At 73.1% G+C, this 21643-nt stretch carries 21 protein-coding genes; 14 read left to right on the top strand and 7 right to left on the bottom strand.

The window, feature by feature from the left end; all coding sequences use genetic code 11:
• Window positions 1–192 precede the first annotated feature (192 nt).
• A complete protein-coding gene (locus Voc01_RS18125; RefSeq protein WP_239160288.1) occupies window positions 193–3711 on the bottom strand; it encodes an AAA family ATPase in 3519 nt (1172 codons plus the stop codon).
• A gap of 162 nt (window positions 3712–3873) precedes the next feature.
• Here Voc01_RS18125 and Voc01_RS18120 point away from each other — a divergent pair, with 162 nt between their 5' ends.
• Window positions 3874–4053 carry a hypothetical protein gene (locus Voc01_RS18120; RefSeq protein ID WP_203928631.1) on the top strand — a complete coding sequence of 60 codons (180 nt, stop codon included), beginning with the start codon at window positions 3874–3876 and terminating at the stop codon, window positions 4051–4053.
• Here the strand turns inward: Voc01_RS18120 and Voc01_RS18115 are convergent.
• Window positions 4050–4736 (bottom strand): Crp/Fnr family transcriptional regulator, encoded by a 687-nt coding sequence (locus Voc01_RS18115; protein ID WP_203928630.1) that lies wholly within the window; start codon window positions 4734–4736, stop codon window positions 4050–4052. The genes Voc01_RS18120 and Voc01_RS18115 overlap by 4 nt on opposite strands.
• A 359-nt stretch (window positions 4737–5095) precedes the next feature.
• Here Voc01_RS18115 and Voc01_RS18110 point away from each other — a divergent pair, with 359 nt between their 5' ends.
• The 5 genes from Voc01_RS18110 (at window position 5096) to Voc01_RS18090 (ending at window position 9813) form a co-directional block, all read left to right on the top strand.
• Entirely contained in the window at window positions 5096–5980 is an 885-nt protein-coding gene (locus Voc01_RS18110; RefSeq protein WP_239160287.1) for a phosphotransferase enzyme family protein, read from the top strand.
• A 74-nt stretch (window positions 5981–6054) separates the two neighbouring features.
• Window positions 6055–6555, top strand: a complete 501-nt coding sequence (locus tag Voc01_RS18105; protein WP_203928628.1) for a polyadenylate-specific 3'-exoribonuclease AS — start codon at window positions 6055–6057, stop codon at window positions 6553–6555.
• Between the two features lie 139 nt (window positions 6556–6694).
• A complete protein-coding gene (locus tag Voc01_RS18100) occupies window positions 6695–7723 on the top strand; it encodes a 6-phosphofructokinase (RefSeq protein WP_203928627.1) in 1029 nt (342 codons plus the stop codon).
• Between the two features lies 1 nt (window position 7724).
• Window positions 7725–8534, top strand: a complete 810-nt coding sequence (gene proC, locus Voc01_RS18095; protein ID WP_203928626.1) for a pyrroline-5-carboxylate reductase — start codon at window positions 7725–7727, stop codon at window positions 8532–8534.
• 220 nt (window positions 8535–8754) lie between these two features.
• Window positions 8755–9813, top strand: a complete 1059-nt coding sequence (locus Voc01_RS18090) for an FHA domain-containing protein (RefSeq protein ID WP_203928625.1) — start codon at window positions 8755–8757, stop codon at window positions 9811–9813.
• Window positions 9814–10686: 873 nt separating this feature from the next.
• Here Voc01_RS18090 and Voc01_RS18085 read toward each other — a convergent pair.
• The gene (locus Voc01_RS18085; RefSeq protein ID WP_203928624.1) at window positions 10687–11646 is read right to left on the bottom strand and encodes an anti-sigma factor RsbA family regulatory protein; all 960 of its coding nucleotides are present in this window, start codon (window positions 11644–11646) and stop codon (window positions 10687–10689) included.
• Window positions 11647–12015: 369 nt separating this feature from the next.
• Between Voc01_RS18085 and Voc01_RS18080 the strand changes: the two genes are divergently transcribed.
• The 5 genes from Voc01_RS18080 (at window position 12016) to Voc01_RS18060 (ending at window position 16575) form a co-directional block, all read left to right on the top strand.
• Window positions 12016–12405 carry a hypothetical protein gene (locus Voc01_RS18080; RefSeq protein ID WP_239160285.1) on the top strand — a complete coding sequence of 130 codons (390 nt, stop codon included), beginning with the start codon at window positions 12016–12018 and terminating at the stop codon, window positions 12403–12405.
• A gap of 47 nt (window positions 12406–12452) precedes the next feature.
• Window positions 12453–13829 carry a class II 3-deoxy-7-phosphoheptulonate synthase gene (locus Voc01_RS18075; protein WP_203928623.1) on the top strand — a complete coding sequence of 459 codons (1377 nt, stop codon included), beginning with the start codon at window positions 12453–12455 and terminating at the stop codon, window positions 13827–13829.
• Complete coding sequence (locus tag Voc01_RS18070) at window positions 13822–14862, top strand: threonine aldolase family protein (RefSeq protein ID WP_203928622.1); 1041 nt, start codon at window positions 13822–13824, stop codon at window positions 14860–14862. The genes Voc01_RS18075 and Voc01_RS18070 overlap by 8 nt, the downstream gene beginning before the upstream one ends.
• A gap of 79 nt (window positions 14863–14941) precedes the next feature.
• Entirely contained in the window at window positions 14942–15205 is a 264-nt protein-coding gene (locus tag Voc01_RS18065) for a hypothetical protein (protein WP_203928621.1), read from the top strand.
• Window positions 15205–16575, top strand: coding sequence for a cupin domain-containing protein (locus Voc01_RS18060; RefSeq protein WP_203928620.1), 1371 nt, complete (start codon window positions 15205–15207; stop codon window positions 16573–16575). The genes Voc01_RS18065 and Voc01_RS18060 overlap by 1 nt, the downstream gene beginning before the upstream one ends.
• On the opposite strand, the gene Voc01_RS18055 is transcribed toward Voc01_RS18060, so the two are convergent.
• The 4 genes from Voc01_RS18055 to Voc01_RS18040 are packed head-to-tail and all read right to left on the bottom strand — an operon-like array spanning window position 16553 to window position 20480.
• On the bottom strand, window positions 16553–17068 hold the full coding sequence (locus Voc01_RS18055) for an AAA family ATPase (protein ID WP_203928619.1): 516 nt from the start codon (window positions 17066–17068) through the stop codon (window positions 16553–16555). The two genes, Voc01_RS18060 and Voc01_RS18055, sit on opposite strands and share 23 nt — an antisense overlap.
• Window positions 17061–17924, bottom strand: coding sequence for a deoxyribonuclease IV (locus Voc01_RS18050; RefSeq protein ID WP_203928618.1), 864 nt, complete (start codon window positions 17922–17924; stop codon window positions 17061–17063). The genes Voc01_RS18055 and Voc01_RS18050 overlap by 8 nt, the downstream gene beginning before the upstream one ends.
• Window positions 17915–19873 carry a Stk1 family PASTA domain-containing Ser/Thr kinase gene (gene pknB, locus Voc01_RS18045; protein ID WP_203928617.1) on the bottom strand — a complete coding sequence of 653 codons (1959 nt, stop codon included), beginning with the start codon at window positions 19871–19873 and terminating at the stop codon, window positions 17915–17917. Before pknB ends, Voc01_RS18050 begins: the two co-directional genes overlap by 10 nt.
• Before the next feature lie 34 nt (window positions 19874–19907).
• The gene (locus tag Voc01_RS18040; protein ID WP_203928616.1) at window positions 19908–20480 is read right to left on the bottom strand and encodes a hypothetical protein; all 573 of its coding nucleotides are present in this window, start codon (window positions 20478–20480) and stop codon (window positions 19908–19910) included.
• 84 nt (window positions 20481–20564) lie between these two features.
• Between Voc01_RS18040 and Voc01_RS18035 the strand changes: the two genes are divergently transcribed.
• From Voc01_RS18035 to Voc01_RS18025, 3 genes are read left to right on the top strand one after another with little or no spacing between them, the layout of a single operon-like run.
• Window positions 20565–20915 carry an Rv2175c family DNA-binding protein gene (locus Voc01_RS18035; RefSeq protein ID WP_239160284.1) on the top strand — a complete coding sequence of 117 codons (351 nt, stop codon included), beginning with the start codon at window positions 20565–20567 and terminating at the stop codon, window positions 20913–20915.
• A 6-nt stretch (window positions 20916–20921) separates the two neighbouring features.
• Window positions 20922–21248, top strand: coding sequence for a lycopene cyclase domain-containing protein (locus tag Voc01_RS18030; RefSeq protein WP_203928615.1), 327 nt, complete (start codon window positions 20922–20924; stop codon window positions 21246–21248).
• The gene (locus tag Voc01_RS18025) at window positions 21245–21589 is read left to right on the top strand and encodes a lycopene cyclase domain-containing protein (protein WP_203928614.1); all 345 of its coding nucleotides are present in this window, start codon (window positions 21245–21247) and stop codon (window positions 21587–21589) included. The genes Voc01_RS18030 and Voc01_RS18025 overlap by 4 nt, the downstream gene beginning before the upstream one ends.
• Window positions 21590–21643 lie beyond the last annotated feature (54 nt).

Below are 21643 nucleotides of genomic sequence, written 5' to 3'. Positions count from 1 at the left end.
GCTGGGCGCTGGGCGCTGGGCGCTGGGCGCTGGGCGCTGGGCGCTGGGCGCTGGGCGCTGGGCGCTGGGCGCTGGGCGCTGGGCCCTGGGCGGTGTGCGTGCGGGCGGGCCGGCGTGCGTGGCCGGGGTGCGTGGCCGGGGTGCGTGCGGGCCGGGGCGGTGTGCGTGCGGGTGGGCGCGGGCGGGGCGGGGTTACAGGCCGGCCAGGGTCAGGAGACCGGGCACGTCGTGGCGGGCGGCGAACCCGCGGAGCTCCACCGCCGCCGCGGTCTGGCCCGGGTCGGCCCGGACGGCCTCGGCCAGCGACAGCACGCGGTTCGTGTGGTTCGGGATGCCGTTGTAGATGTCGGCCGCCGCCAGGTGCAGGGTCGCCGCCCGGGCCGGGTCGCCATCGGCGGCGGCCACCGCGGCGGTGACGCTGCGCAGCGCGGCGTCGACCCACAGGGTGCGGTGGGGCACGTCGGCGAGCAGCTCGCGCAGAGCCACAGCGGCGGGGCGGCCGATCAGCACCGCGGCGTGGGAGGCCGCCTGCAGCCACTCGCCGCTGGCGATCGCCCGGACCTTCTGCCAGCTCTCGCCCAGCTCGGTGAGCAGGCTGCGGGCCTCCTCGCGGCGTCCGCGCAGGGCGTGGCACAGGGCAGCCTGGCCGAGACCGCTCCACAGCGGCCGGTGGAAGCCGGTGCGCCGGCCGTCGGCGACCAGCTCGTCGACGGTCTCGTCGGGTACGTCGTCGCCGTGGAGGAGGCGGACCCAGACCAGCAGGCCCCGCGACTGCAGGTCCCAGATCGAGAACTCCCCGGGCTCGGTGTCGGCCAGCAGCACCGACCAGTCACCGGAGAAGTACGCCTCCTGCACGATGCCGGAGTAGCCGGTCGCCAGCGTGTGACCGCTGGGCGCACTGGCCCGGCCCTCCTCGCGCACCGCGACCGACCCGGTCCAGTCGCCCTCCTCCATCAGCGCGTAGGACAGATTGCGGGCCACCCGGGGAAGGGCGAGCAGCCGCTGCTGCCGGCACAGGTCCATGACCGCCTGCAGCTCGGCCAGCCCGCGCCGGTCACCGGCCAGGTACTGGGACGTGCCGATCGTGATCCGGGCGTTCGCGGCCGCCTCGACCAGCCGAAGCTGCGACGCGATCTCGGCCGCCGCGCCCGCCGCGGCGACCGCCGGGCCGTCTTCGAGGTTGAGCATGTGCAGCCGACCGAGCTCGGCGTACGCGTCGGCCTTCTCGGGCGTGTCGGGCAGGTCGTCGAACAGCTCGACGGCCCGGTCGAGGCAGGCGAGACCGGTGGTGCGGTCGGCCCGGAACCACGCGGCCTGCCCGAGGAGCGTCCAGGCACGGGCGGCACCGGCCTGCTCGCCGGCCTGCTGCAGCCGCCCGGCCACGCCCGTGAGCCGCTCGACACCACCGGCCGCGAGGAAGCTCTCGCCGTCGGCGTAGAAGGCGATCTCGGCGGCCAGCAGCTCGATGCGCAGCCGCTCGGCGCGCGGGGTCGCGTCGTCGCACAGCACCCGCGCCCGCTCGGCGTGCGCGGCCGCCGTGTCGAGGGCGCGCAGGGCGTAGGCGCGCCGGGCGGCGCGGTAGAGGGCGGACCGGGCGGCGGGCGCGTACCGGACCGCGTCGCTGCCCAGGGTGCGGGCGATCTCGTACGCGGTGAACCGGTGGTGGGCGAGCACCTCGGCGAGGTCGGTGTCGCGGCTCGACGCGATGCGGTCGAGCCAGTCGCCGGTGCGCTTGTGCCGGGCGACCCGTTCACTCCGGGGCAGCCGCTGGTAGCACACGTCGCGGACGAGCAGGTGGCCGAACCGGTACTCCAGCTGACCCTCCATCGTGGAGGTCTCCTGCTCGTGCACCAGGTCCCGTTGTTCGAGCCGCCGCAGCGTCCGCTCGATCGCCTCCACCGGTCTCCCCAACGCCGCCGCGACCGCGCCCGGCCAGAACTGCATGCCCACGACGGCGGCCGCCTGCAGCACGGCGCGGTCGGCGGCGTCGAGCAGGTCGACCCGGTTCGCGATGACCGCGTGCACGCTGTCGGGCATCGGCAGCAGCGCTCGGCCGGATGCGCTCGCCCCGCCCGCGTGGGCGCCGGGGCCCGCGGAGGCGTCGCCTTCCCCCGCCGCCGCGCTCCTCAGCCCGGCCGACGCCGGCCCCAGCGCCAGGTCGCCGAGTACGCCCTGCTCGATGAGCATGCGCGTGTACTCGTGCGCGTAGAGCGGGTTGCCGTCGGCGAGCTCGACCAGTGGCTCCAGCGCCTCGGTGGGGTACGTCGCCTTGCCCAGCAGGTGCGCGTACATCGTGGCGATCTCCTGGTCGCGCAGCGGCGGCAGGGTGATCGTCAGGGCGCCGGAGATCGTGGCCGACCAGCCGGGGTTGCGCTCCACCAGCTCCGGCCGGGCCGTCGCCAGGAGCAGCAGCGGTACGTCGCGGATCGAGGCGCCGAGCAGGTCGACGAAGCGCAGCATCGAGTCGTCGGCCCAGTGCAGGTCCTCGATGACCAGCACGGTCGGCTGACGGGCCGCGAGCGCGCCGACGAACCGCCGCCACGCCGACTCGGCCTCCTCGGCGGCGAGCTGCGAACCGGGCAGGCCGACGAGCGGGCCGATCGCGTCGCTGAGCCGGGCCGCCTCGGCCGGGCCGACGAGCTCCTCCAGCGCGTCGTCGAGGCGCGAGCGGGCCGTGCCGGCCGAGTCGGAGTCGAGGATCGAGGCGTGCGCCTTCACGATGTCGGCCAGCGCCGCGTAGGTGACGTTCTCGCCGAACGGCGGGCAGCGGCCGGTGTACCAGACCACCGGGTCGACACCGAGCAGCCGCTGGCTGTGCTGGTACAGCTCGCGGACCAGGCGGCTCTTGCCGATGCCGGCGTGCCCGAGCACCGTGACAACCTGCGGGATCCGGTCGGCGACCGCCCGGTCGAGCGCGTTGACCAGCAGCGCCAGCTCGTGGGTGCGGTTCACCAGCGGCGTCGCGCCGATCTCGCGGTCGGGGTGCACGCGCTGCATCGGCGCGATCGCCAGCCACACCTCCGTGGGCTGGCTGCGTCCGCGCAGCGTCACCGGTGGTTGCGCCGCGTACCGGATGACGCTCTTCGTCGCGGCGTAGGTCGCCCCGCTGACCAGGACCCCGCCGGGCGGCGCGACCGACTGCAACCGGGCGGCGATGTTCACGACGTCGCCGGCGACGATGGCCTGCCCGCCGTCACGGGCCGCCGCGACGTCGACCAGGGCCTCGCCGGTGGTGACGCCGACCCGGCACCGCAGCCCGCCGTCGGCGTACCGGTCGAGCACCCGCTGCAGCTCCAGCCCGGCCCGGACGCACTTGACCGCGTCGGTCTCGGTGGCCACCGGTGCGCCGAACAGCGCCATCACCGCGTCACCGATGTACTTCTCCACGACGCCGCCGTACTGCGTGATCACCCTGCGCGCGGCGGCGAAGAACGCGGTCTGCAGGTCGCGGACCTGCTCGGGGTCGGTGCGCTCGACGTACGGCGTGAAGTCGATCAGGTCGACGAACAGCACGGAGACGCGGCGACGGTCCTCCGACCGGGCGGGCTCGGCGGCGGCGACCCGGGTGCCGCAGCCGGTGCAGAACGCGGCGTCGGCGGCCAGCGGACGTCCGCACTGGGAGCAGGCGCGGGGCAGGGCGGATCCGCAACCGCCACAGAACCGGTCATCGGCGGCTGACGGTCGGCCGCACTGCGGGCACGCCGTTCCGATGGCGGTTCCTCCCTGTATCCGTAGGTCGGTTTATGGTCAGTATCGTTACCTTTGCACCGGCTCTCCGCCAGCCCGTCTCATACGCGACAGTGTCACGAAGCGGCATGTATCAGTAGCCGTTCGGTCGCTACAGTTCGGCTTAACGGACGAGGAGGGTGAGCGATGGTCGCGGTTCGCCTGGCACGGGGATGGGTGGGATACGGCGGCTCGGTGCACCGGGCCGGCGATTTCGTCGACGTCGACGCGATCACGCTCGCGAAGCTCGAGGCGTGTGGCGTGGTGACCTGCTGGGAGGCCACCGAGCCACCCTCTGACACCGACGGGTCCGACGAGGACCGCTAGCTCATCCCGGCCCGCCGGCGCAGCGCCGGCAGGTCGGTGACCACGATGCGCCGCCCCTCCGTGCGCAGCCATCCCCGGCTCGAGAACGAGCCGATCGCCTGGTTCACGCTCTGCCGCGAGCCGCCGGCCATCTCGGCCAGCTGGCTCTGGTTGAGCTCGATCGTCACCATTGGCGCCGAGCTGTCGCCGGCGAGGCGCACCAGGGTCTTGGCCACCCGACCGGGCAGGTCGAGGAACACGTGGTCGGCGTTCTGCTCGGTGAGCCGGCGCACCAGCGCACCGAACGAGCGCATCACCGCGTCGAGGATCCGCGGGTTGAGGTGCAGCAGCTCGATGAACGCGCCGCGCGACAGGGCCAGCGCCTGGGTGTCTTCGATCGCCTCCGCCGACAGCGACCGGGGCAGCCCGTCGAGCAGGGACACCTCGCCGAACACCTCCGGCGGACGCAGCACGTTGAGCACCGCCCGCTCGCCCGTCGGCGCCGTGCGGAACACCATCACCGCGCCGCGTCGCAGCACGATCAGCGATTCGCCGGGGTCGTTCTCGACGAACAGCAGCTGACCCTTGCGGTAGGTACGGGGTACCGCCGCCGCCACGACCCGTTGCCGGATCTCAGGCTCCAGGGTCGCGAACATGTCGACGCCACTCAGCGCGTCGCCGGGATCGGGCAGGCGAGCCTCCACCGGTCCACTCCTCCCCGGCCGTCTTCAAAAGGTTCCCAAAAGGTCTGCTACAGATCATGTCGTGGGTGTCGCGGCCTGTACACCCCTTCCGGCGGGTGCCCGACAGAACGTATCTGAGGCAGCCAGCAGGCTACAGCGAACGGACCGTTCGGCGGGGGACGCGTTGCGGCGGGTGTCGGCGGCATCGATGGCGCCCGCGGTCGCCGCGGCGTGACGGTCCGGTTCGGGGGGAGGGCGCCGACGCGGAACGAGGGGGCCGCGTCGGCGCTCCCGGGTCCGGACGCTGTCCCACCGACGGGTGGCATCGATGTAAACCGAGTGTGAGGGCTCCTTCACGTCCGCGATAATTCGCAGCCGTGATGGGCATCGACGAGGTTCGCACGCTGCTCCGCACCAGCTGGCACTTCACGACGGTCTCCTGCACGCCGCTCGACGGCGGGATGAACTCGCTGGCCTGGCTGGTCGAGCTCGACGGGCGCCGATGCGTGGCCAAGGCCGTCCCGGCGCCGGAGCGTCGGCCGTTCGAGGCCGGGCTGGCCGCCGCCGAGCACCTGAGCGCCAACGGGCTGGCGGCGGGTCGGCCCGTCCGGGCCGCCGATGGTGCCCTGTCGGTCCGCACCGACCACTCCACGATGGCGCTGCTGGAGTACGTGCCCGGCCGGCCGCTGGTCCGCGACGACCCGCTCGACCAGCACTGGTGGGGCGACGCCCTCGGCAGCGCGCACCGCCGGCTCGCCGGGTTCGCCCATCCCGGTCTGAGCCGGTTCCAGCTGCTGCGCACGGACGGCGCGCACCTCGGGGTGGAGGACTGGGTGCGCCCGGCCGTCGCCGACGCCATGGCCGCGATGGCCCGGCTCACGGTCACCGACCAGCTCACCTACGGCACGTCGCACGGTGACCCGTCGCCCGACGCGTTCCGGTTCGACCTCGACACCGGGCACACCGGGATCATCGACTGGGGCTCGGCGGGCACCGGTCCGTTGATGTACGACGTCGCCTCGGCGGTGATGTACGCGGGCGGCCCGCCGGCGGCGGGTGACCTGGTCGAGGCGTACCTGTCCGCGGGCCTGGTCAGTCGCGACGAGCTGGAGGCGACGCTGCCGACGATGCTGCGGTTCCGGTACGCGGTGCAGGCGTACTACTTCGCGCACCGCGTCCACACCGACGACCGACGGGGGATCGAGGGGCCGGAGGAGAACCTGAAGGGGCTCCACGACGCGCGGGACCTGTTGCACACGGCATGATCGACGGAGCGCAGCTCCGGCGATCATGCCGTGGGCCTGTGCGGGATTTCGCCAGTGCAGCATGATGGAGCCCGATGCCGTACCGATACTTCTACGACTGCGAGTTCATCGAGGACGGGCACCTCATCGACCTGGTGTCGATCGGGATGGTCGACGAGCGCGGCCGCGAGTTCTACGCGGTGAGCACCGAGTTCGACGACAGCCGCGCCCTGCCCTGGGTGCGCCGCAACGTGCTCGACAAGCTGCCCTCGCCCGCCGACCGGGCCTGGCGGTCGCGTGAACGCATCCGCGAGGACATCTTCGCGTTCATGACCGAGCCGGGCGAGGAGATCGAGCTCTGGGCCTGGTACGCCGCCTACGACCATGTGGCGCTCGCGCAGCTCTGGGGTGCCATGCCGGCGCTGCCGCGGGAGATCCCGCGCTACACCAAGGACCTGCGCCAGCGCTGGGACGACCTGGGCCAGCCGCCGCTGCCGGCGGTCAGCGGGCGCCACGACGCGCTCGTCGACGCGCGTCACAACCTCATGCGGTGGAACGCGATGGAGAAGGCGGCCGACCCGGCCTGGGGCAAATAGGCCCCCTAAACCAGGACGCCGGGCGCGTCGCCCGGTGGTCCGGGCGATAGGGTTTCGCCGGGACACCATCAGCGCCGCAGGCACTGTCGCCGCGATCAAGGCGCCTCGAACAGACATCAGAATCCGGAAGGACATCAGCATGCGTATCGGCGTGCTCACCGGCGGCGGCGACTGCCCCGGCCTCAACGCGGTCATCCGCGGTGTCGTCCGTAAGGGCGTTCAGACCTACGGGCACGAGTTCGTCGGGTTCCGCGACGGCTGGAAGGGCCCGCTGCAGGGCCTCACCCGGCCGCTCGGCGTGCCCGAGGTCCGCGGCATCCTGCCGCGTGGCGGCACCATCCTCGGCTCGTCCCGGACGAACCCGTTCAAGATCGACAACGGGGTCGAGCAGATCAAGACCAACCTGGCCGAGCTCGGCATCGACGCCCTGGTCGCCATCGGTGGCGAGGACACCCTCGGCGTCGCGTCGAAGCTCACCGACCTGGGCGTCAACGTGGTCGGTGTGCCGAAGACGATCGACAACGACCTCGGTGCCACCGATTACACGTTCGGCTTCGACACCGCCGTCAACATCGCCATGGAGGCGATCGACCGGCTGCACACCACCGCCGAGAGCCACCACCGCTGCCTCGTCGTCGAGGTCATGGGCCGGCACGCCGGCTGGATCGCCCTGCACTCCGGCCTCGCCGGCGGCGCCAACGTGATCCTGCTGCCCGAGCGCAAGTTCGACATCGACCAGGTGTGCGCGTACGTCGAGAAGCGGTTCGAGATCCAGTACGCGCCGATCGTCGTCGTCTCCGAGGGCGCGATCCCGGCCGAGGGCGACATGACGCTGCAGAGCGGCGAGGTCGACGCGTTCGGCCACGTGCGCCTCGGCGGCATCGGCCAGTGGCTGGCCGGCGAGATCGAGAAGCGGACCGGCAAGGAGGCCCGCACGGTCGTGCTCGGCCACATCCAGCGCGGCGGAACGCCCACGGCGTTCGACCGGGTGCTCGCCACCCGCTTCGGCCTGGGTGCGATCGACGCGGTGCACGCCGGCGACTTCGGCAAGATGATCGCCCTGCGCGGCACCGAGATCGTCCGGGTCCCGCTGCAGGAGGCGACGCGCGAGCTCAAGACCGTCCCCGTCGAGCGTTACGACGAGGTCGAAGTCTTCTTCGGGAACTGACATGAAGCACACGGTTGCCGTCGTCGGCGCGGGCAAGATCGGCGAGGTCATGCTGTCCGGGCTGGTCCGGGCCGGGTGGCCGGTCGGGCGGTTGATCGCGACCGCCCGCCGGCCCGAACGCGGCCGGGAACTGGCCGAGCGGTACGGCATCCGGGTGCTTCCGAACGAGGCGGCGGCCGCGGAGGCGGATGTCATCGCGGTCGCCGTCAAGCCGCAGGACGCCGAGGCGCTGATGACCGACCTGGGCCCGAAGGTGCCCGGGGGCAAGCTGGTCATCTCGCTGTGCGCCGGCCTGCCGACGTCGTTCTTCGCCCGGTTCCTCGCCGCCGGCACGCCGGTGGTCCGGGTGATGACGAACACGCCGGCGCTCGTCGACGAGGCGATGACGGCGATCTCGGCGGGTCCGCACGCCACGGCCGAGCACCTGGCGCTGGCCGAGGAGATGTTCAAGCCGTTGGGACGCACGTTGCGGCTGCCCGAGTCGCAGCAGGACGCGGTCACGGCGCTGTCGGGCTCCGGCCCGGCGTACTTCTTCTACCTCGTCGAGGCGATGACCGACGCCGGCATCCTGCTGGGCCTGCCCCGGCAGGTGGCGCACGACCTGATCGTGCAGACGGCGATCGGCTCCGCCGTGATGCTCCGCGAGTCGAGCGAGCATCCGGTGAAGCTGCGGGAGGCGGTCACCTCGCCGGCGGGCACCACGATCGCCGCCATCCGCGAGCTGGAGAACCACGGGGTGCGGGCGGCGCTGCTCGGCGCCCTGGAAGCGGCCCGTGACCGGGCACAGGAGATAGCCGCGCAGGCCGACTGATCGCCCGGAGGCGCCGGCTTCGGCGCCCACCGAGGTTGTCCACAGTCGCACAAGTTGCCGCGTGACATTCACTCACGCGTTCAACACTGTCGCGTTAGGTAGCCGGTCCCATACCTTTTACGGACCAGTGGTTGGGGGGCCGACCCAGGAAACGGACGGAGGCGGTGACGCCAACACCGCCTCCGTCCAAGCTTTTCCGGACGTGACGCAGAATGTTCGGGTGAGATTCGACCAGCACCGCGCTCTCGACGCGATCGAGCGCCGCCTCGCCACCGACCCGCTGCGTACCGGCGGCATCGTCGAGGTCACCGAGGCGGTCCGGTTCGCGGATCTCGACAGCGGCAAGGAAGCGTCCCTGTTGCGCCTCGGACTGCTGGTCGACGGGCTGGCCCGGCTGCTCGGCGACGGCGGCGTGGCCCTGTACCCGGTGGCCGACCGCGGGCTGCTCAGCGACACCGAGCTGACCTCCAACGAGCGGATGGTGCTCCGCCGCTGGTCCGACGACGGGCTGCTGGAGATCCTGCCGGCCGGCGCGCCGGCGCTGGCCCGGGCCGGCGAGGTGTCGGCACTGACCGGCCAGCCGGTGCTCACCCGGGCGCAGATCCGCGGGTACGCGCTGCGTCCGACGCCCGGTGGCGGGGGAGCGGTGCAGCTGGTCCCCGTTGGTCCCGGGCCGGCCCCGGTACCCGAGCAGGCGCTGCGGGTCCTCACCCGGATGTGGCGCTGTCCGGTATCCGACTGCCCGAGCTTCGGCCGTCCGGGGACCGGCCAGTCGCCCCCGCAGCTCGCGCAGGGCGTCCCGACGTGTCCGCGCCACGGCGAGCGCCTGACCGACGCCGGGGCCCGGCCGCCGGTGGTCGCCCTGGTGGTGCGGGTGGGTGGACTGGTGCGGCAGCGGTTCGCGGTGGCCGCCGGCTCGCCCGTGGTGGTCGGGCGGGCACCCGACCAGCGTGGGGCGGTGGCGCTCGGCCCCATGCTCGACGAGGAGGCCCGTACCTGGGTCAGCCGCAAGCACGTCGCGCTCGAACTCCGTCCCGACGGGGTGTACGCCACCGACATGAGCACCAACGGCACCGTGGTGGTCGGCCCCGAGGGCCGCGGCCGGATGCCGGCCGGCCAGGCCCGGCGGCTGGGGGAGCGCGAGATACTCGAGCTGACCGACGGCGTCGAGGTGGCGCGGGCGGGCACCGCGACCGGCACAACCGAGGCGACAGCGCCCGGCTCCGTCATGACCGACGCACCGACCATCGCCATCCGCATGCCCCGCAACGGCCGCTGACACCCCCACCCCGTACGCCGCTGTCCACGTGCGCCCGCTGTCCGCGCGCGCCCGCTGTCCACGTGCGCCCGCTGTCCGCGCGCGCCCGCTGTCCGCGCGCGCCCGCTGTCCGCGCGCGCCCGCTGTCCGCGCGCGGCTGCCCGCCCCGCGTCGCCGATCTTGCAGTTGTGGCCCCCGACAAGTGCTGACATCACCCGAAATAAGTACGGCCACAACTGCAAGATCGGCGCGGGAATTGGGCGCGCGGCGCGGCGCGGGCGGGCCGCGCGGGGAACTGCGGGCTGCGCGGCATGGCGGGCGGCGGGGGATGGCGTGGAATGCGCGGCGCGGGCAACGCCGGATGGGACGGGCGGCACGGCGCGGGATGGCGCGGGATGGCGCGGGATTGGACGGTGGGGCACGGCGCGGCACGGGAGGGACGGGCCGCAGGGATAGGGCAGCGGCGTGGGGATTGAGCGGAGGCGCGGCGCGGGATCAAGCGGGCGGCGCGGGATAGCGCGGGATTAGCGGGCGGCGCGGCGCGGCGCGGGAAAGGCGGCCGGGAGCCGCGGGCGTCACGGGGCTGCGCGGGTCGGGCTGCGCGGGTCGGGCTGCGCGAGACCCTAGTGTCCCGGGTCGCTGATTCGTATGCAGTCGTGGTGTGTCACTGTGCGTTCGGATGCTCTGTCTTCGCGGGGGCTCGGGTATCTGTTGATCGTTGTTTGAGGAACGGAACTGCAGTGAGGCTTCACGTTCGTTCCTCGCATGACGATCAAGGCGACCGGCACAGACCTGGTGGGCGGATCGACGATGACGGACAGTGGCGGCAAGGGTCCGTCCGAGCTGAAATGTCGGCTTTGCCCACGACTGCGCGCGAACCTGCGACTCGGGACTCTAGATCCGCATGTACATCCGGATCGTCGTGTGGCCGGGGATGCTGTAGATACGAACCAGGTCGCACAGGTAGTTGATCACCAGTAGACCGCGACCCGCCTCGCTGGTCAACGGTGGCGCGTACCGGCCCGCCAGCGGGTCGGTGATGTGGCCGCTGTCCGTGATCTCGCAGACGACGTGGCGGTTCTCGACCCACACCCGCGCCGCGCCCGGGCCGCCGGCGTGGCGGATCGTGTTGGTGGCGATCTCGTTGGCGGCCATCTGCAGGTCGATGGACCGGTCGTGCACGAGGCCGGCCGCGCCCGCGTGCCGGCCGACGAACTCGCGCAGCCGGGGGAGGTCGTCGATGACGGCGAAGCCGAGCACCGGGGTGGCCGGGTCGGGACCGGGCAGCGGGACGTTGAACTCGCGCACCACCGTCTCCGCGTCGGTGTAGCTGCGGCTCGGGCCGCGTTCGCCGTTGACGATGACCATCGGGTGGGTGCGGCACAGGTCGCGCAGGGTCTCGGGTTCCAGGGCGCGGTCGCAGGGGCAGAGCATGGTGCCGGCGAGGCCCTCGAACATCACGTTGACCATCGCCTCGTGCTGGAGGCACACCGGGTACTCGGCGGCGCTGCGCCCGGTCCACACGGACTCGGCCACGATCGCGAACGGCTGCCCGGCGTGCTCGTCGATGAACGCCCGCAGCACGGCCGGGATGATGCGGCTCGGGTTGCGGCCGTCGATGGTCATGTCGACGATCTGCACCTTCTCGGCGCGCGGGCCGAGGGCCCGCGTGACCCAGGCGGCGTTGCGCGGCGGCGCCGCCACGAGCGTCGGGGTTCCCGCGGCCAGCGAGTCGCTCAGGAACGGCACCGTGGCGTCGAGGTACTCCCGCTCGGAGCCGTAGAGCAGCGCGTCATGAACGAACCGGCCCGCTCCCGGGGCTGGCTCGTCGGCAGCGGCGGCGCTGGTGTTCACGACGCCCTGGTACCGCCTTCCGAACCGCGGAACTACGCCCTGTCGATGTCCGAACCCACCCGTCGGACAAGTTGAATCGTCACAAGGACCCTAGCGCCGGGCTCGCGGCGATGGCTAGCGCGGTCACTGGACCGACGGACTCACTGTGCGTACCTTCTTGATCGCCGCAAGTATGCGTTCTGCGGATAGAGACGGTTCCGTTTCTGTGGTAACGATCGTGGAATCGTGTCCGATCGATTCCGGCAGCGCCCGGAACAGGGCCGACGCGAGACCGGGCGTCCGGTCGCCATCCGCCGCCCGGGGCGCGCGGTTCGTCTGCCGGGTAGTGCACGTGAACCGTCAACCGGGCCGGGGTCCACAATCACCCTCGTGACGACAGACCGGCTTCCGACCGAAGGCCTGCTGATAGTCGACGGCGCGAACGTCGTCGGCTCCCGGCCCGACGGCTGGTGGCGTGATCGTGCCGGTGCCGCCGCGCGGCTGCGCGACCGGCTCGCGGCCGCCGTCGAGCGCGGGGTGGTCCCGGCCGCCGTCGAGGTCGTCCTGGTCGTGGAGGGCAAGGCCCGCGACATCGAGAAGAGCGAGAGGATACGCGTGTTGTCGGCTCCGGGTAGCGGCGACGACACCGTCGTGGGGGTGGCCAGGAGCGCAGAGGGCCCGGCCCTGGTGGTCACGGCCGACCGGGGCCTCCGCGACCGGGTCGTCGCGGCGGGGGCATCCGTCGTCGGGCCGGGAACGCTCTACCGCTGGCTGGAATAGCACCTACCCGCCACCCCGTGGCTGGCCCGCGATCGTACGCTGTTTGCATGCGTCAGGAATGGCATCACTTCCAGTTCCCCGGCCCCGAGATCGGGCAGTCCGTCGACGACGGGTCGGTAGACCTGGACCGCTGGCGTACCCTCCCGCGGGCGCAGACCCCGCCGTGGCCCGACCAGGCCGCGGTCGACGACGTGATGAAGGTGCTCAACGTCGTCCCACCGATCGTCGCCCCGTACGAGGTCGACCTGATGCGCGAGAAGCTCGCCCTGGTCGCCGACGGCAAGGCGTTCCTGCTCCAGGGCGGCGACTGCGCCGAGACGTTCGCCGACAACACGTCGGAGCACCTGCTCGCGAACGCCCGCACGCTGCTCCAGATGGCCGTGGTGCTGACCTACGGCGCCTCGCTACCGGTGATCAAGGTGAGCCGGGTCGCCGGGCAGTACACGAAGCCGCGGTCGAAGCCGCTCGACGCGCTCGGGCTGCCCGCCTACCGCGGCGACATGATCAACTCGTTGGAGCCGACGCCCGAGGCCCGGGTCGCCGACCCGCAGCGGATGATCCGCGTGTACGCGAACTCGTCGAGCGCGATGAACATGCTGCGCGCCTACCTGCACGGCGGCATGGCCGACCTGCACGCGGTGCACGACTGGAACAAGGGCTTCGTGCGCACGTCGGCCGCCGGCCAGCGGTACGAGGCGATCGCCCGCGAGATCGACCGGGCGATCGGCTTCATGCAGGCCTGCGGCGTCGACGACTCGGCGCTGCGCACCGCCGACGTGTTCTGCTCGCACGAGGCGCTGGCCCTGGAGTACGAGCGCCCGCTCACCCGCACCGTCGGCGACCGGCCCTACGGCCTGTCCGGCCACTTCCTGTGGATCGGCGAGCGCACCAAGCAGCTCGACGGTGCGCACGTCGACTACATGTCGCGGATCGCGAACCCGATCGGCGTCAAGCTCGGACCCGCCACCACGCCCGAGTACGCGATCGAGCTGTGCGAGAAGCTCAACCCCGACAACATCCCGGGCCGGCTCACGCTGATCAGCCGCATGGGCAACGACAAGGTGCGCGACGCGCTGCCGTCGATCGTCGAGAAGGTCACGGCCACCGGCGCGCGGGTGGTGTGGCAGTGCGACCCCATGCACGGCAACACGATCGAGTCGTCGAACGGGTACAAGACCCGCCACTTCGACCGCATCGTCGACGAGGTGCTCGGCTACTTCGAGGTGCACCGCCAGCTCGGCACCCACCCGGGCGGCCTGCACGTCGAGCTCACCGGCGAAGACGTCACCGAGTGCCTCGGCGGCGCGCAGGAGATCGTCGACGCCGACCTCGAGCGCCGCTACGAGACCGCCTGCGACCCGCGGCTGAACACCCAGCAGTCGCTGGAGCTGGCCTTCCTGGTGGCGGAGATGCTGCGTGGCTGAACAATCATTTGTCGATCTCCGCTCCGATACCGTCACCCGGCCCACGCCGGCGATGCGCGAGGCGATCGCGGCCGCCGAGGTGGGCGACGACGTCTACGGCGAGGACCCGACGGTCAACGCGCTGGAGGCGGAGGTCGCCGCACTGTTCGGCCACGAGGCGGCCCTGTTCGCGCCGACCGGCTCGATGGCCAACCAGCTCGCCCTGCAGCTCGCCGCCGGCCCCGGTACCGAGCTGCTCTGCGACGCCGACGCGCACATCGTCACGTACGAGTCCGGCGCGGCCGCCGCCTACGGCGGCATCACCAGCCGCACCTGGCCGACCGCCGGCGCCCACCTCGACCCCGACGCCGTGGCGGCGATGGTGCGCCCGGCCGGCTTCCACGCGGTCCCGACGACGCTCATCGCCGTGGAGCAGACCCACAACCGGGCCGGTGGCGCGGTCATCCCGCTGCCGACGCTCACCGCGCTGCGCGCGGTGGCCGACGCCGCCGGCGCGGCGCTGCACTGTGACGGCGCTCGCATCTGGCACGCGCACGTGGCCGACCGGGTCCCGCTGGCGACGTACGGCGCGTTGTTCGACACGCTGTCCGTGTGCCTGTCGAAGGGGCTCGGTGCGCCGGTCGGGTCGCTGGTGATCGGGTCGGCCGAGAAGATCGCCGCGGCCCGGGTGCTCCGCAAGCGGCTCGGCGCCGGCATGCGCCAGGTCGGGATCCTGGCGGCGGCCGGGCAGTACGCGCTGCGTCACCACATCGCCCGCCTCGCCGACGACCACGAGCGGGCGCGCCGGATCGCGGAGGCCCTCGCCCCGTTCGGGGTCGTCGACGTCGCCGACGTGCGCACCAACATCGTCCCGTTGGACCTGACCAAGGCTCCGGTCGACGCGGTGGCACTGGGTGAGCGGGCCCGCGCTCACGGCGTCCTCGTGTCCGTTCTGGGACCGCGGACCGCGCGCCTGGTGACGCACCTCGACCTCGACGACGCCGGCGTCGACCGCGCAATCGACGCAATTTCGGAGATCCTTCGCGGAGAGTGATTGGCAGGCCCTCCTCCGGGTAGGTGATCGTCCCGACGATCACCGCGCCCTTGCGGCGCCCGCCTTTCGTGGAGGAAGCATGCGACTCAACGACGACGACATCACCTCGGGCGGAGCCGGAGGCTCCTCGGAGGGCCCCGCCGACGGCGGCGCCAACCTGCACGAGCACGACGGTGCGGCCGACGGCACCATCGCCGACGAGGGTGTCGCCGACGGCGGTGCCGCGACCGGCCCCGAGGCCGAGGACGGCGGCGCCGACAGCTCCGCCGAGGGCGTGGCCGACGGTGGCGCGAACACCGGCCAGGGCGCGGAGGACGGCGGCGCCGACGGCACCGCCCGGTAATGACGCTGAGCAGGGATCAGGCGACACCGGCCGCGCGGCCGGTGTCGCCTGGACTGAGGAGTGGCGGGAGCGGAGCGACCGGAGCGACGAGGGAAGGCGGCACCGCCGGGGCCGCGCGGCCCGCGCCCGCGGAGGCGGGCGCAGAGAACACAGCTCTCGCCCGTTGTATCGGGATACCCGGGGACGAGTTCGTCGCCAAGCACTGGGCGCAGGCGCCGCTGCTGTCGCGGCCACCGGCCGGCTTCGCCGACCTGTTCGGGCTCGACGCCGTCGACGATCTGCTGAGCACCCACGGCCTGCGCACCCCGTTCGTGCGGGTGGCCCGCGACGGCAAGGTGCTGCCCGCGAACGCGTTCGCCGGCAGCGGCGGTGCCGGCGCCGAGGTGAGCGACCAGGTGCTCGACGAGAAGGTGCTCGGCCTGCTCGCCGACGGCGCCACGATCGTGCTCCAGGGCCTGCACCGCACCTGGGCGCCGCTGGCCGCGTTCACCGCGCGGCTGCACCACGACCTCGGTCACCCGGTGCAGATCAACGCGTACGTCACGCCGGCCGGCAACCGCGGCTTCGCCACCCACTACGACACCCACGACGTGTTCGTGCTGCAGATCGCCGGCCGCAAACGCTGGACCATCCACCCGCCGGTGATGGTCGACCCGCTGCCCGAGCAGCCCTGGGGCGGCCGCGCCGACGAGGTCTCCGCCGCAGCCACCGGCCCCGCCGCGATCGACCGGGTCTTCACCCCCGGCGACGCCCTGTACCTGCCGCGCGGCTGGCTGCATTCGGCCGAGGCCGTCGGCGAGCTGTCGGTCCACCTGACCATCGGCGTGCGGACCGTGACCCGCTACGCGCTCGTCGAGGAGCTGCTGTCGATGGCCGGTGCCGACGCGCCCGACCTGCGCGCGTCGCTGCCGTTCGGCATGGACGTGGCCGACCCCGACGCGGTGTCGACCGAGCTGACCGCCACGGTGGCCGCCCTCCGCGACTGGCTCCTCGAGGTCGACCCGCGGGAGGTGGCCGGCCGGTTACGCCGGCGCTTCTGGCCGGGCGACCGTCCGGCACCCCTGCGACCGCTCGCCCAGGCCGCGTTCGCCGCCGACCTCGACGGCGACAGCCTCGTGACCGTGCGTCCGGGGTTGCGCTGGCGCCTGGAACCCGCCGACGCCGGCAGGGTGACCCTGCGCACCTTCGACGACCGCACGCTCACGATGCCCGGCGGCTGCACGGAGGCGCTGGAGTGGCTGCTGGCCGGCCCGGTACGCCGGGTCGCCGACACGCCCGGCCTCGACGAGGTGGACGACGCGCTGGTCCTGTGCCGGCGGCTGCTCCGCGAAGCGGTCCTGGTCCCCGCTACCGGTACACCGCCGCGGTGATGCGGTCGACCGTCTCGGCCACGGTCAGGTGCGTGGTGTCGATGCCCACGTACCGGTAGGCGGGGTCGACCGCCCGGCGGATCGTCAGGTCCTCCGGGATCCGGTCGACCCGGTCGCGCCACTCCCGCGTGGTGCGCTTCGCCCGCGTGAGGCGGCGGTGCTCGCGCACGTCGCGGTCGACGAGCAGCTCCACCAGGTGCGTCTCGTGCGGCTCGGGCAGCAGCGGGTGGAACGCCTCGAAGTCGGCGTGGTGACGCAGGAAGCTGCCGGCGATCACGGTGTCGTAGCCGGCCGCCCAGTAGTTGCGTACCAGGCCGGCCACATTGCGGCGGAGCAGGTCGAAGAACGCGTCGTCCATCGGGCAGGGGTTGGTCTGCCCCAGGTCCTCGGCGTCGATGCGGGCGCCCCGTGGGGTCGCCGGCAGCAGCGCCCGAACAATCGTCGACTTGCCCGCGCCCTCCTCGCCGCAGACGACGACGAGACGGTCAGCCATCGAAGAGGCTGCGTAGGCTGGCGATGTCCTTGGCGTGTCCCTCGTGGGCGGTGTGGCCGGGCGTCTCGACGATCACCGGCACCCCGACGGTGGCCGGGTGGGCGAGCAGCGCCGCGAACGGGTCGAGGCCGATGCTGCCGGCGCCGACGTTCTCGTGCCGGTCGCGGGTCGAGCCGCAGGCGTCGCGGGAGTCGTTCGCGTGCAGCAGCCACAGCCGGTCCGGCCCGACGGTGGCGACCAGGGCGTCCATCGTGGCGGCGGCACCGCCGGGAGCCGCGAGGTCGTGACCGGCCGCCCAGGCGTGACAGGTGTCGAAGCAGACGCCGAGCATCGGGTGCCGGTCGACCGCGTCGAGGTACGGGCCCAGGTCCTCCACCCGCTTGGCCAGGCACTGGCCGCCACCCGCGCTCGGCTCGACCAGGAGCCGCGGGCCGTCGGGGTCGAGCCCGTCGAGGATGGGCCGCAGGGCCGCGCCGACCCGGTCGAGCGCCGCTTCGCGGGCGCCGGTCACCGCGCTGCCGGCGTGGAACACCACGCCGCGCGCGCCGATCTCGCCGGCCCGCCGCAGCGCGTGACGCAGCGTCGCCGCCGACTGCTCGACCGTGGCCGGCGTCGGCGACCCGAGGTTGACCAGCAGGCACGCGTGCACCCACGCGACCACGTCGCGCTCCGCGCACAGGGCACGGAACCTCTCGTCCTGCTCGGACGAGCCGTCGGGCCGGGCCCAGCCGCGCGGGTTCGACACGTAGACCTGCACCGCGCTCGCCGACGTGGCGTCGAGGTACCCCGTGACACCCGTGGCGAGGCCGCCGGCGGACGTCGCGTGCCCGCCGACCGGCCGCGCCGCTATCCGCACAGGATCCGGATCTCCGTGCCCTTCGGGAGCTGCCCGCCGGCACCCGGATCCTGGATGATGACCCGCCCGTTGTCGTTGCCGAACACCCGGACCCGGAACCCGAGGCCCTCCAGGATCTGCTTCGCCTCCTGCGCCGACCGGCCCCGGACCTCGGGCACCACCACCAGCGGCGGGCCCTTGCTCACGGTGATCGTGACCTCGGCGCCCTCTTCGGCGCTGGCACCCTCGTCGGGGTTCTGCGCGACGACGGTGCCGGCCGGCTTGTCGTCTTCGCGCTCCTCGACCTTGACCTTGAGCTTCAGCTTCTCCAGGTCGCGCTTGGCCTGGTCGGCGTTCTTGCCGACGACGTTCGGGATCTTGATCGGCGCCGGACCCTTGCTGACCGTGACCGTGATCCGGGTGTTCGGCTTCACCTCGCCGCCCGCCGGCGGGTCGGTCTTGATCACCCGGTTCAGGTCGTACAGGTCGCTGTACTGGTCGACCCGGTCGATGACGAGCTTCGCGTCCTGCAGTTCGGCGGTCGCGTCCTCGATGGTGTCGCCGACGGTGTCGGGGATCGTGTAGCGCTCCGGGCCGAGCGACAGCGTCAGCGTGACCTCGCCGCCGCTGACGATGCGTGAGCCGGCGGCCGGGTCCTGCCGGAGCACCTGGTCGACGGGTTCCTTCTCGTCGTACTGCGGCCGCGCGTACTTCACCGTGAACCCGGCGTCTCTGGCCGCGGCCTCGGCCTCGGCCTTGGACTTCGCGACCAGGTCGGGCGCCTCGGTGTAGCGGCCGATGCCGAACCAGTACCCGCCGATCGCGGCCAGCAGGCCCATCGCCACCAGCGCCGCGGCCAGCCCGAGCCGGCCGCGGGGATGCGCGTTGACCTTCGCGATCAGGCCGGCGATGCCGCCGGCGTCCGCCGCCGCGCGTCGGCGCGGCTGCGGACGGTCGCTGTGCAGCCGGGCCCAGCCGGGCCGGTCGGTGTGCAGGCTCGGGACGATCGTGGTGGCGCCGTGCACGCCCGTCGGATCGATGCGGGGCACCGCCACGGTGGGACCGGCGAGCGGCGCCGACCGCGTGGTGACCGCGACGCCGACCTCCTCCCGGGCCGACTGCACCTCGGCGAGCATCGCGCCGGCGTCCGTGGGCCGCGCGCCGGGATCGCGCCGGGTGGCCCGGGCGACGAGGTCGTCGAGCACCGGCGGCAGGCCGGGCGTGAACCTCGACGGCGCCGGGACGTCGTGCTGCACGTGCTGCCAGGCGACGTCGACCGGGCGGGCACCGTCGTACGGCACCCGGCCGGTGAGCATCTCGAACAGGACGATGCCGGCCGAGTACACGTCGGTGCGCGGGTCGGCGTGGCCCTCGGTGACCAGCTCCGGCGCCACGTACGCGGCGGTGGCCAGCAGCTGGCCGCCCTCCTCGGCGCTGCGCTCGACCGCGCGGGCGAGGCCGAAGTCGGCCACCTTCACCACGCCGTCGACGATGCTGTTCTCCCGGGCGCCCGGCGCCTCGGCGACCAGCACGTTCTCGGGCTTGATGTCGCGGTGCACCAGCCCGGCCCGGTGCGCGGCGGCGACCGCCGCGAGCACCTGCTCGAGCACGGCGAGCGCCTCGACCGGCTGCAGCCGCCGCCGGTCGGCCAGCACCTCGCGCAGCGTGCGGCCGCGCACGTACTCCATGACGAGGTACGGCAGCCCCTGGTGGGTGCCCTGGTCGTAGACCGCGACCACGTTCGGGTGGGTGAGGCGGGCGATCGTCTTCGCCTCGTCGAGAAACCGGCTCAGGAAGCGCGGGTCCTCGGCCTGGGTGGGGTGGATGATCTTCACCGCCACCGTGCGCTCGAGGCGCTCGTCGACCGCCGTGTACACGGTCGCCATGCCGCCCCGGGCGACGCGTGACTTCACCCGGTAGCGCCCCTCGACGAGCGTACCGAGCATCGCGTCGGCGACTGTTGTGTCCATCGCAGGCGAGTGTACGGCGGTACGGCCCCTCATATCACCGCCTGCCGCGGTGGCCACGTGATCGAGGACCTTCGGTATTCCCGGCGTCACTCTCCGATGCCGAAGCGGAGGCCGACGGGCTGGCGCTGGTGCTGGCGCTGGTGCTGGCGCTGGGCGGCGCACTCGACGACGTCGCCTCCGTGACCGGCGGGGGCGGCGCCACGACCGGTGTCGACGGCACCGGCGTCAGCGACGGGCGGGGGTCCGCCGCGGCCCGGCGCGCCGGCACCGGGCTCGCGCCGGCGCCCGCACCGCCGTCGTCCTCCACGGCCGGCGCGGTCGACGCGGTGGCCGCGTAGTCGCGCGCCGCCGGCGGCCCGCCCGGTTCGCCGATCGCGGCGAGCCCGCCGCTGATCGCGAGGAACGCGCCGGCGGCCCCGCCGATCAGCAGCAACGTGACGCCCGTGAGCGGCACCAGCCGCGACGGCGCCGGCACCGGTGGGTCGCTGGGCTGGAACTCTTCGGTGTACGCGCCCGCCAGCCGGGCCGACCGGTGCGTGGCGAGGTCGTAGCGCACGGAGCGCCAGGCCCCGGCGCACTCCCGCCGCAGCGCGTGCCACAGGTTCAACGAAAGTCCTTCCCTTGATGTCTGGTCGGGCGGTGGTCGGCCCTGCTGCTTCGCCGCCGGGGTGGCGCATGGCACCCTGGTGCGGTGACCGAACAGCCCGTCGAACCGGTGGGGTGGGTAACTGTCCCGGACGTCGCCGAGCGGCTGGAGGTACCCGTCACGCGGGTGCACCAGATGCTGCGCGACCACCATCTGCTGGCCGTGCGACGCGACGGCGTCCTGCGGATACCGGCGGAACTCGTTGCCGGCAAAGCCGTTCTCAAGCACCTCCCCGGGGTGCTGACCTTGCTCTTCGACGCTGGGTACAACGACGAAGAGGCCATGCGGTGGCTCTACACGGAAGACGACTCCCTTCCGGGTGGTACACCCGCCGTCGCCCTTGACGGGGCGGGGGCCACCGAGGTGAAGCGGCGCGCCCAGGCGCTCGGCTTCTAGGTCCTCTTGCGACACCTGACCTACGTCGCCGTGCTGGCGGGCTGCCTCGCCGGTGCCCTGTGGCTGGAGCCGTTCCTCCGCGTCGGCGTGCTGCGCCGCTGGCGCCGGTTGGCGCTCACCGTGCTGCCGGTCGCGGCCGTCTTCGTGCTGTGGGACCTGGCGGCGATCGCCGCCGGCCACTGGACGTTCGACCCCGGGCAGACGACCGGGATCGTGTTCCCCGGCGGGCTGCCGCTCGACGAGGTGCTGTTCTTCCTCGTCGTGCCGGTGTGCGCGATCCTCGGCTTCGAGGCGGTGCGCAGGGTGCTCCGCTGGAAGGCCGGCGACGAATGACCTACACCGTGGCCGCGGTGCTCGGTGCGCTGGCGGCCGTGGGCGTCGACCTGTTCGTGCTGCGGACCCGGCTGCTCACGCGCGGCGTCTTCTGGGCCACCTACCCGATCATCGTGGGGTTCCAGCTCCTGTCGAACGGAATCCTCACCGGCCGCGACATCGTGCGCTACGACCCCGATGCGATCATCGGCGTGCGGCTGGTCTACGCGCCGGTCGAGGACCTGGTCTTCGGGTTCGCGCTGGTGCTCACGTCGCTGTCGACCTGGGTGTGGTGGGGCCGCCGCGGCGTCGACCCCCCGGATCCGCCCGGCTGGAGGACCTGGTGGTGGCGCCGCGGCTAGACGGTGCGCCGCGTGGCGGCAGGGCTGGACCGTGCGCCGCGTGGCGGCAGGGCT

It is taken from the genome of Virgisporangium ochraceum (assembly GCF_016863655.1).
Lineage (GTDB): Bacteria > Actinomycetota > Actinomycetes > Mycobacteriales > Micromonosporaceae > Virgisporangium > Virgisporangium ochraceum.
The sequence above is the reverse complement of the archived record's forward strand: the minus strand, read 5'-3'. Positions and strand labels throughout refer to the sequence as shown.

Excerpts from the sequence above, each read along its gene's own strand:
- Voc01_RS18120 (WP_203928631.1), top strand. The coding sequence starts at position 3,874 with ATGGTCGCGGTTCGCCTGGCACGGGGATGGGTGGGATACGGCGGCTCG.
- Voc01_RS18110 (WP_239160287.1), top strand. The coding sequence starts at position 5,096 with ATGGGCATCGACGAGGTTCGCACGCTGCTCCGCACCAGCTGGCACTTC.
- Voc01_RS18105 (WP_203928628.1), top strand. The coding sequence starts at position 6,055 with ATGCCGTACCGATACTTCTACGACTGCGAGTTCATCGAGGACGGGCAC.
- Voc01_RS18100 (WP_203928627.1), top strand. The coding sequence starts at position 6,695 with ATGCGTATCGGCGTGCTCACCGGCGGCGGCGACTGCCCCGGCCTCAAC.
- proC (WP_203928626.1), top strand. The coding sequence starts at position 7,725 with ATGAAGCACACGGTTGCCGTCGTCGGCGCGGGCAAGATCGGCGAGGTC.
- Voc01_RS18075 (WP_203928623.1), top strand. The coding sequence starts at position 12,453 with ATGCGTCAGGAATGGCATCACTTCCAGTTCCCCGGCCCCGAGATCGGG.
- Voc01_RS18065 (WP_203928621.1), top strand. The coding sequence starts at position 14,942 with ATGCGACTCAACGACGACGACATCACCTCGGGCGGAGCCGGAGGCTCC.
- Voc01_RS18060 (WP_203928620.1), top strand. The coding sequence starts at position 15,205 with ATGACGCTGAGCAGGGATCAGGCGACACCGGCCGCGCGGCCGGTGTCG.
- Voc01_RS18055 (WP_203928619.1), bottom strand. The coding sequence starts at position 17,068 with ATGGCTGACCGTCTCGTCGTCGTCTGCGGCGAGGAGGGCGCGGGCAAG.
- pknB (WP_203928617.1), bottom strand. The coding sequence starts at position 19,873 with ATGGACACAACAGTCGCCGACGCGATGCTCGGTACGCTCGTCGAGGGG.
- Voc01_RS18025 (WP_203928614.1), top strand. The coding sequence starts at position 21,245 with ATGACCTACACCGTGGCCGCGGTGCTCGGTGCGCTGGCGGCCGTGGGC.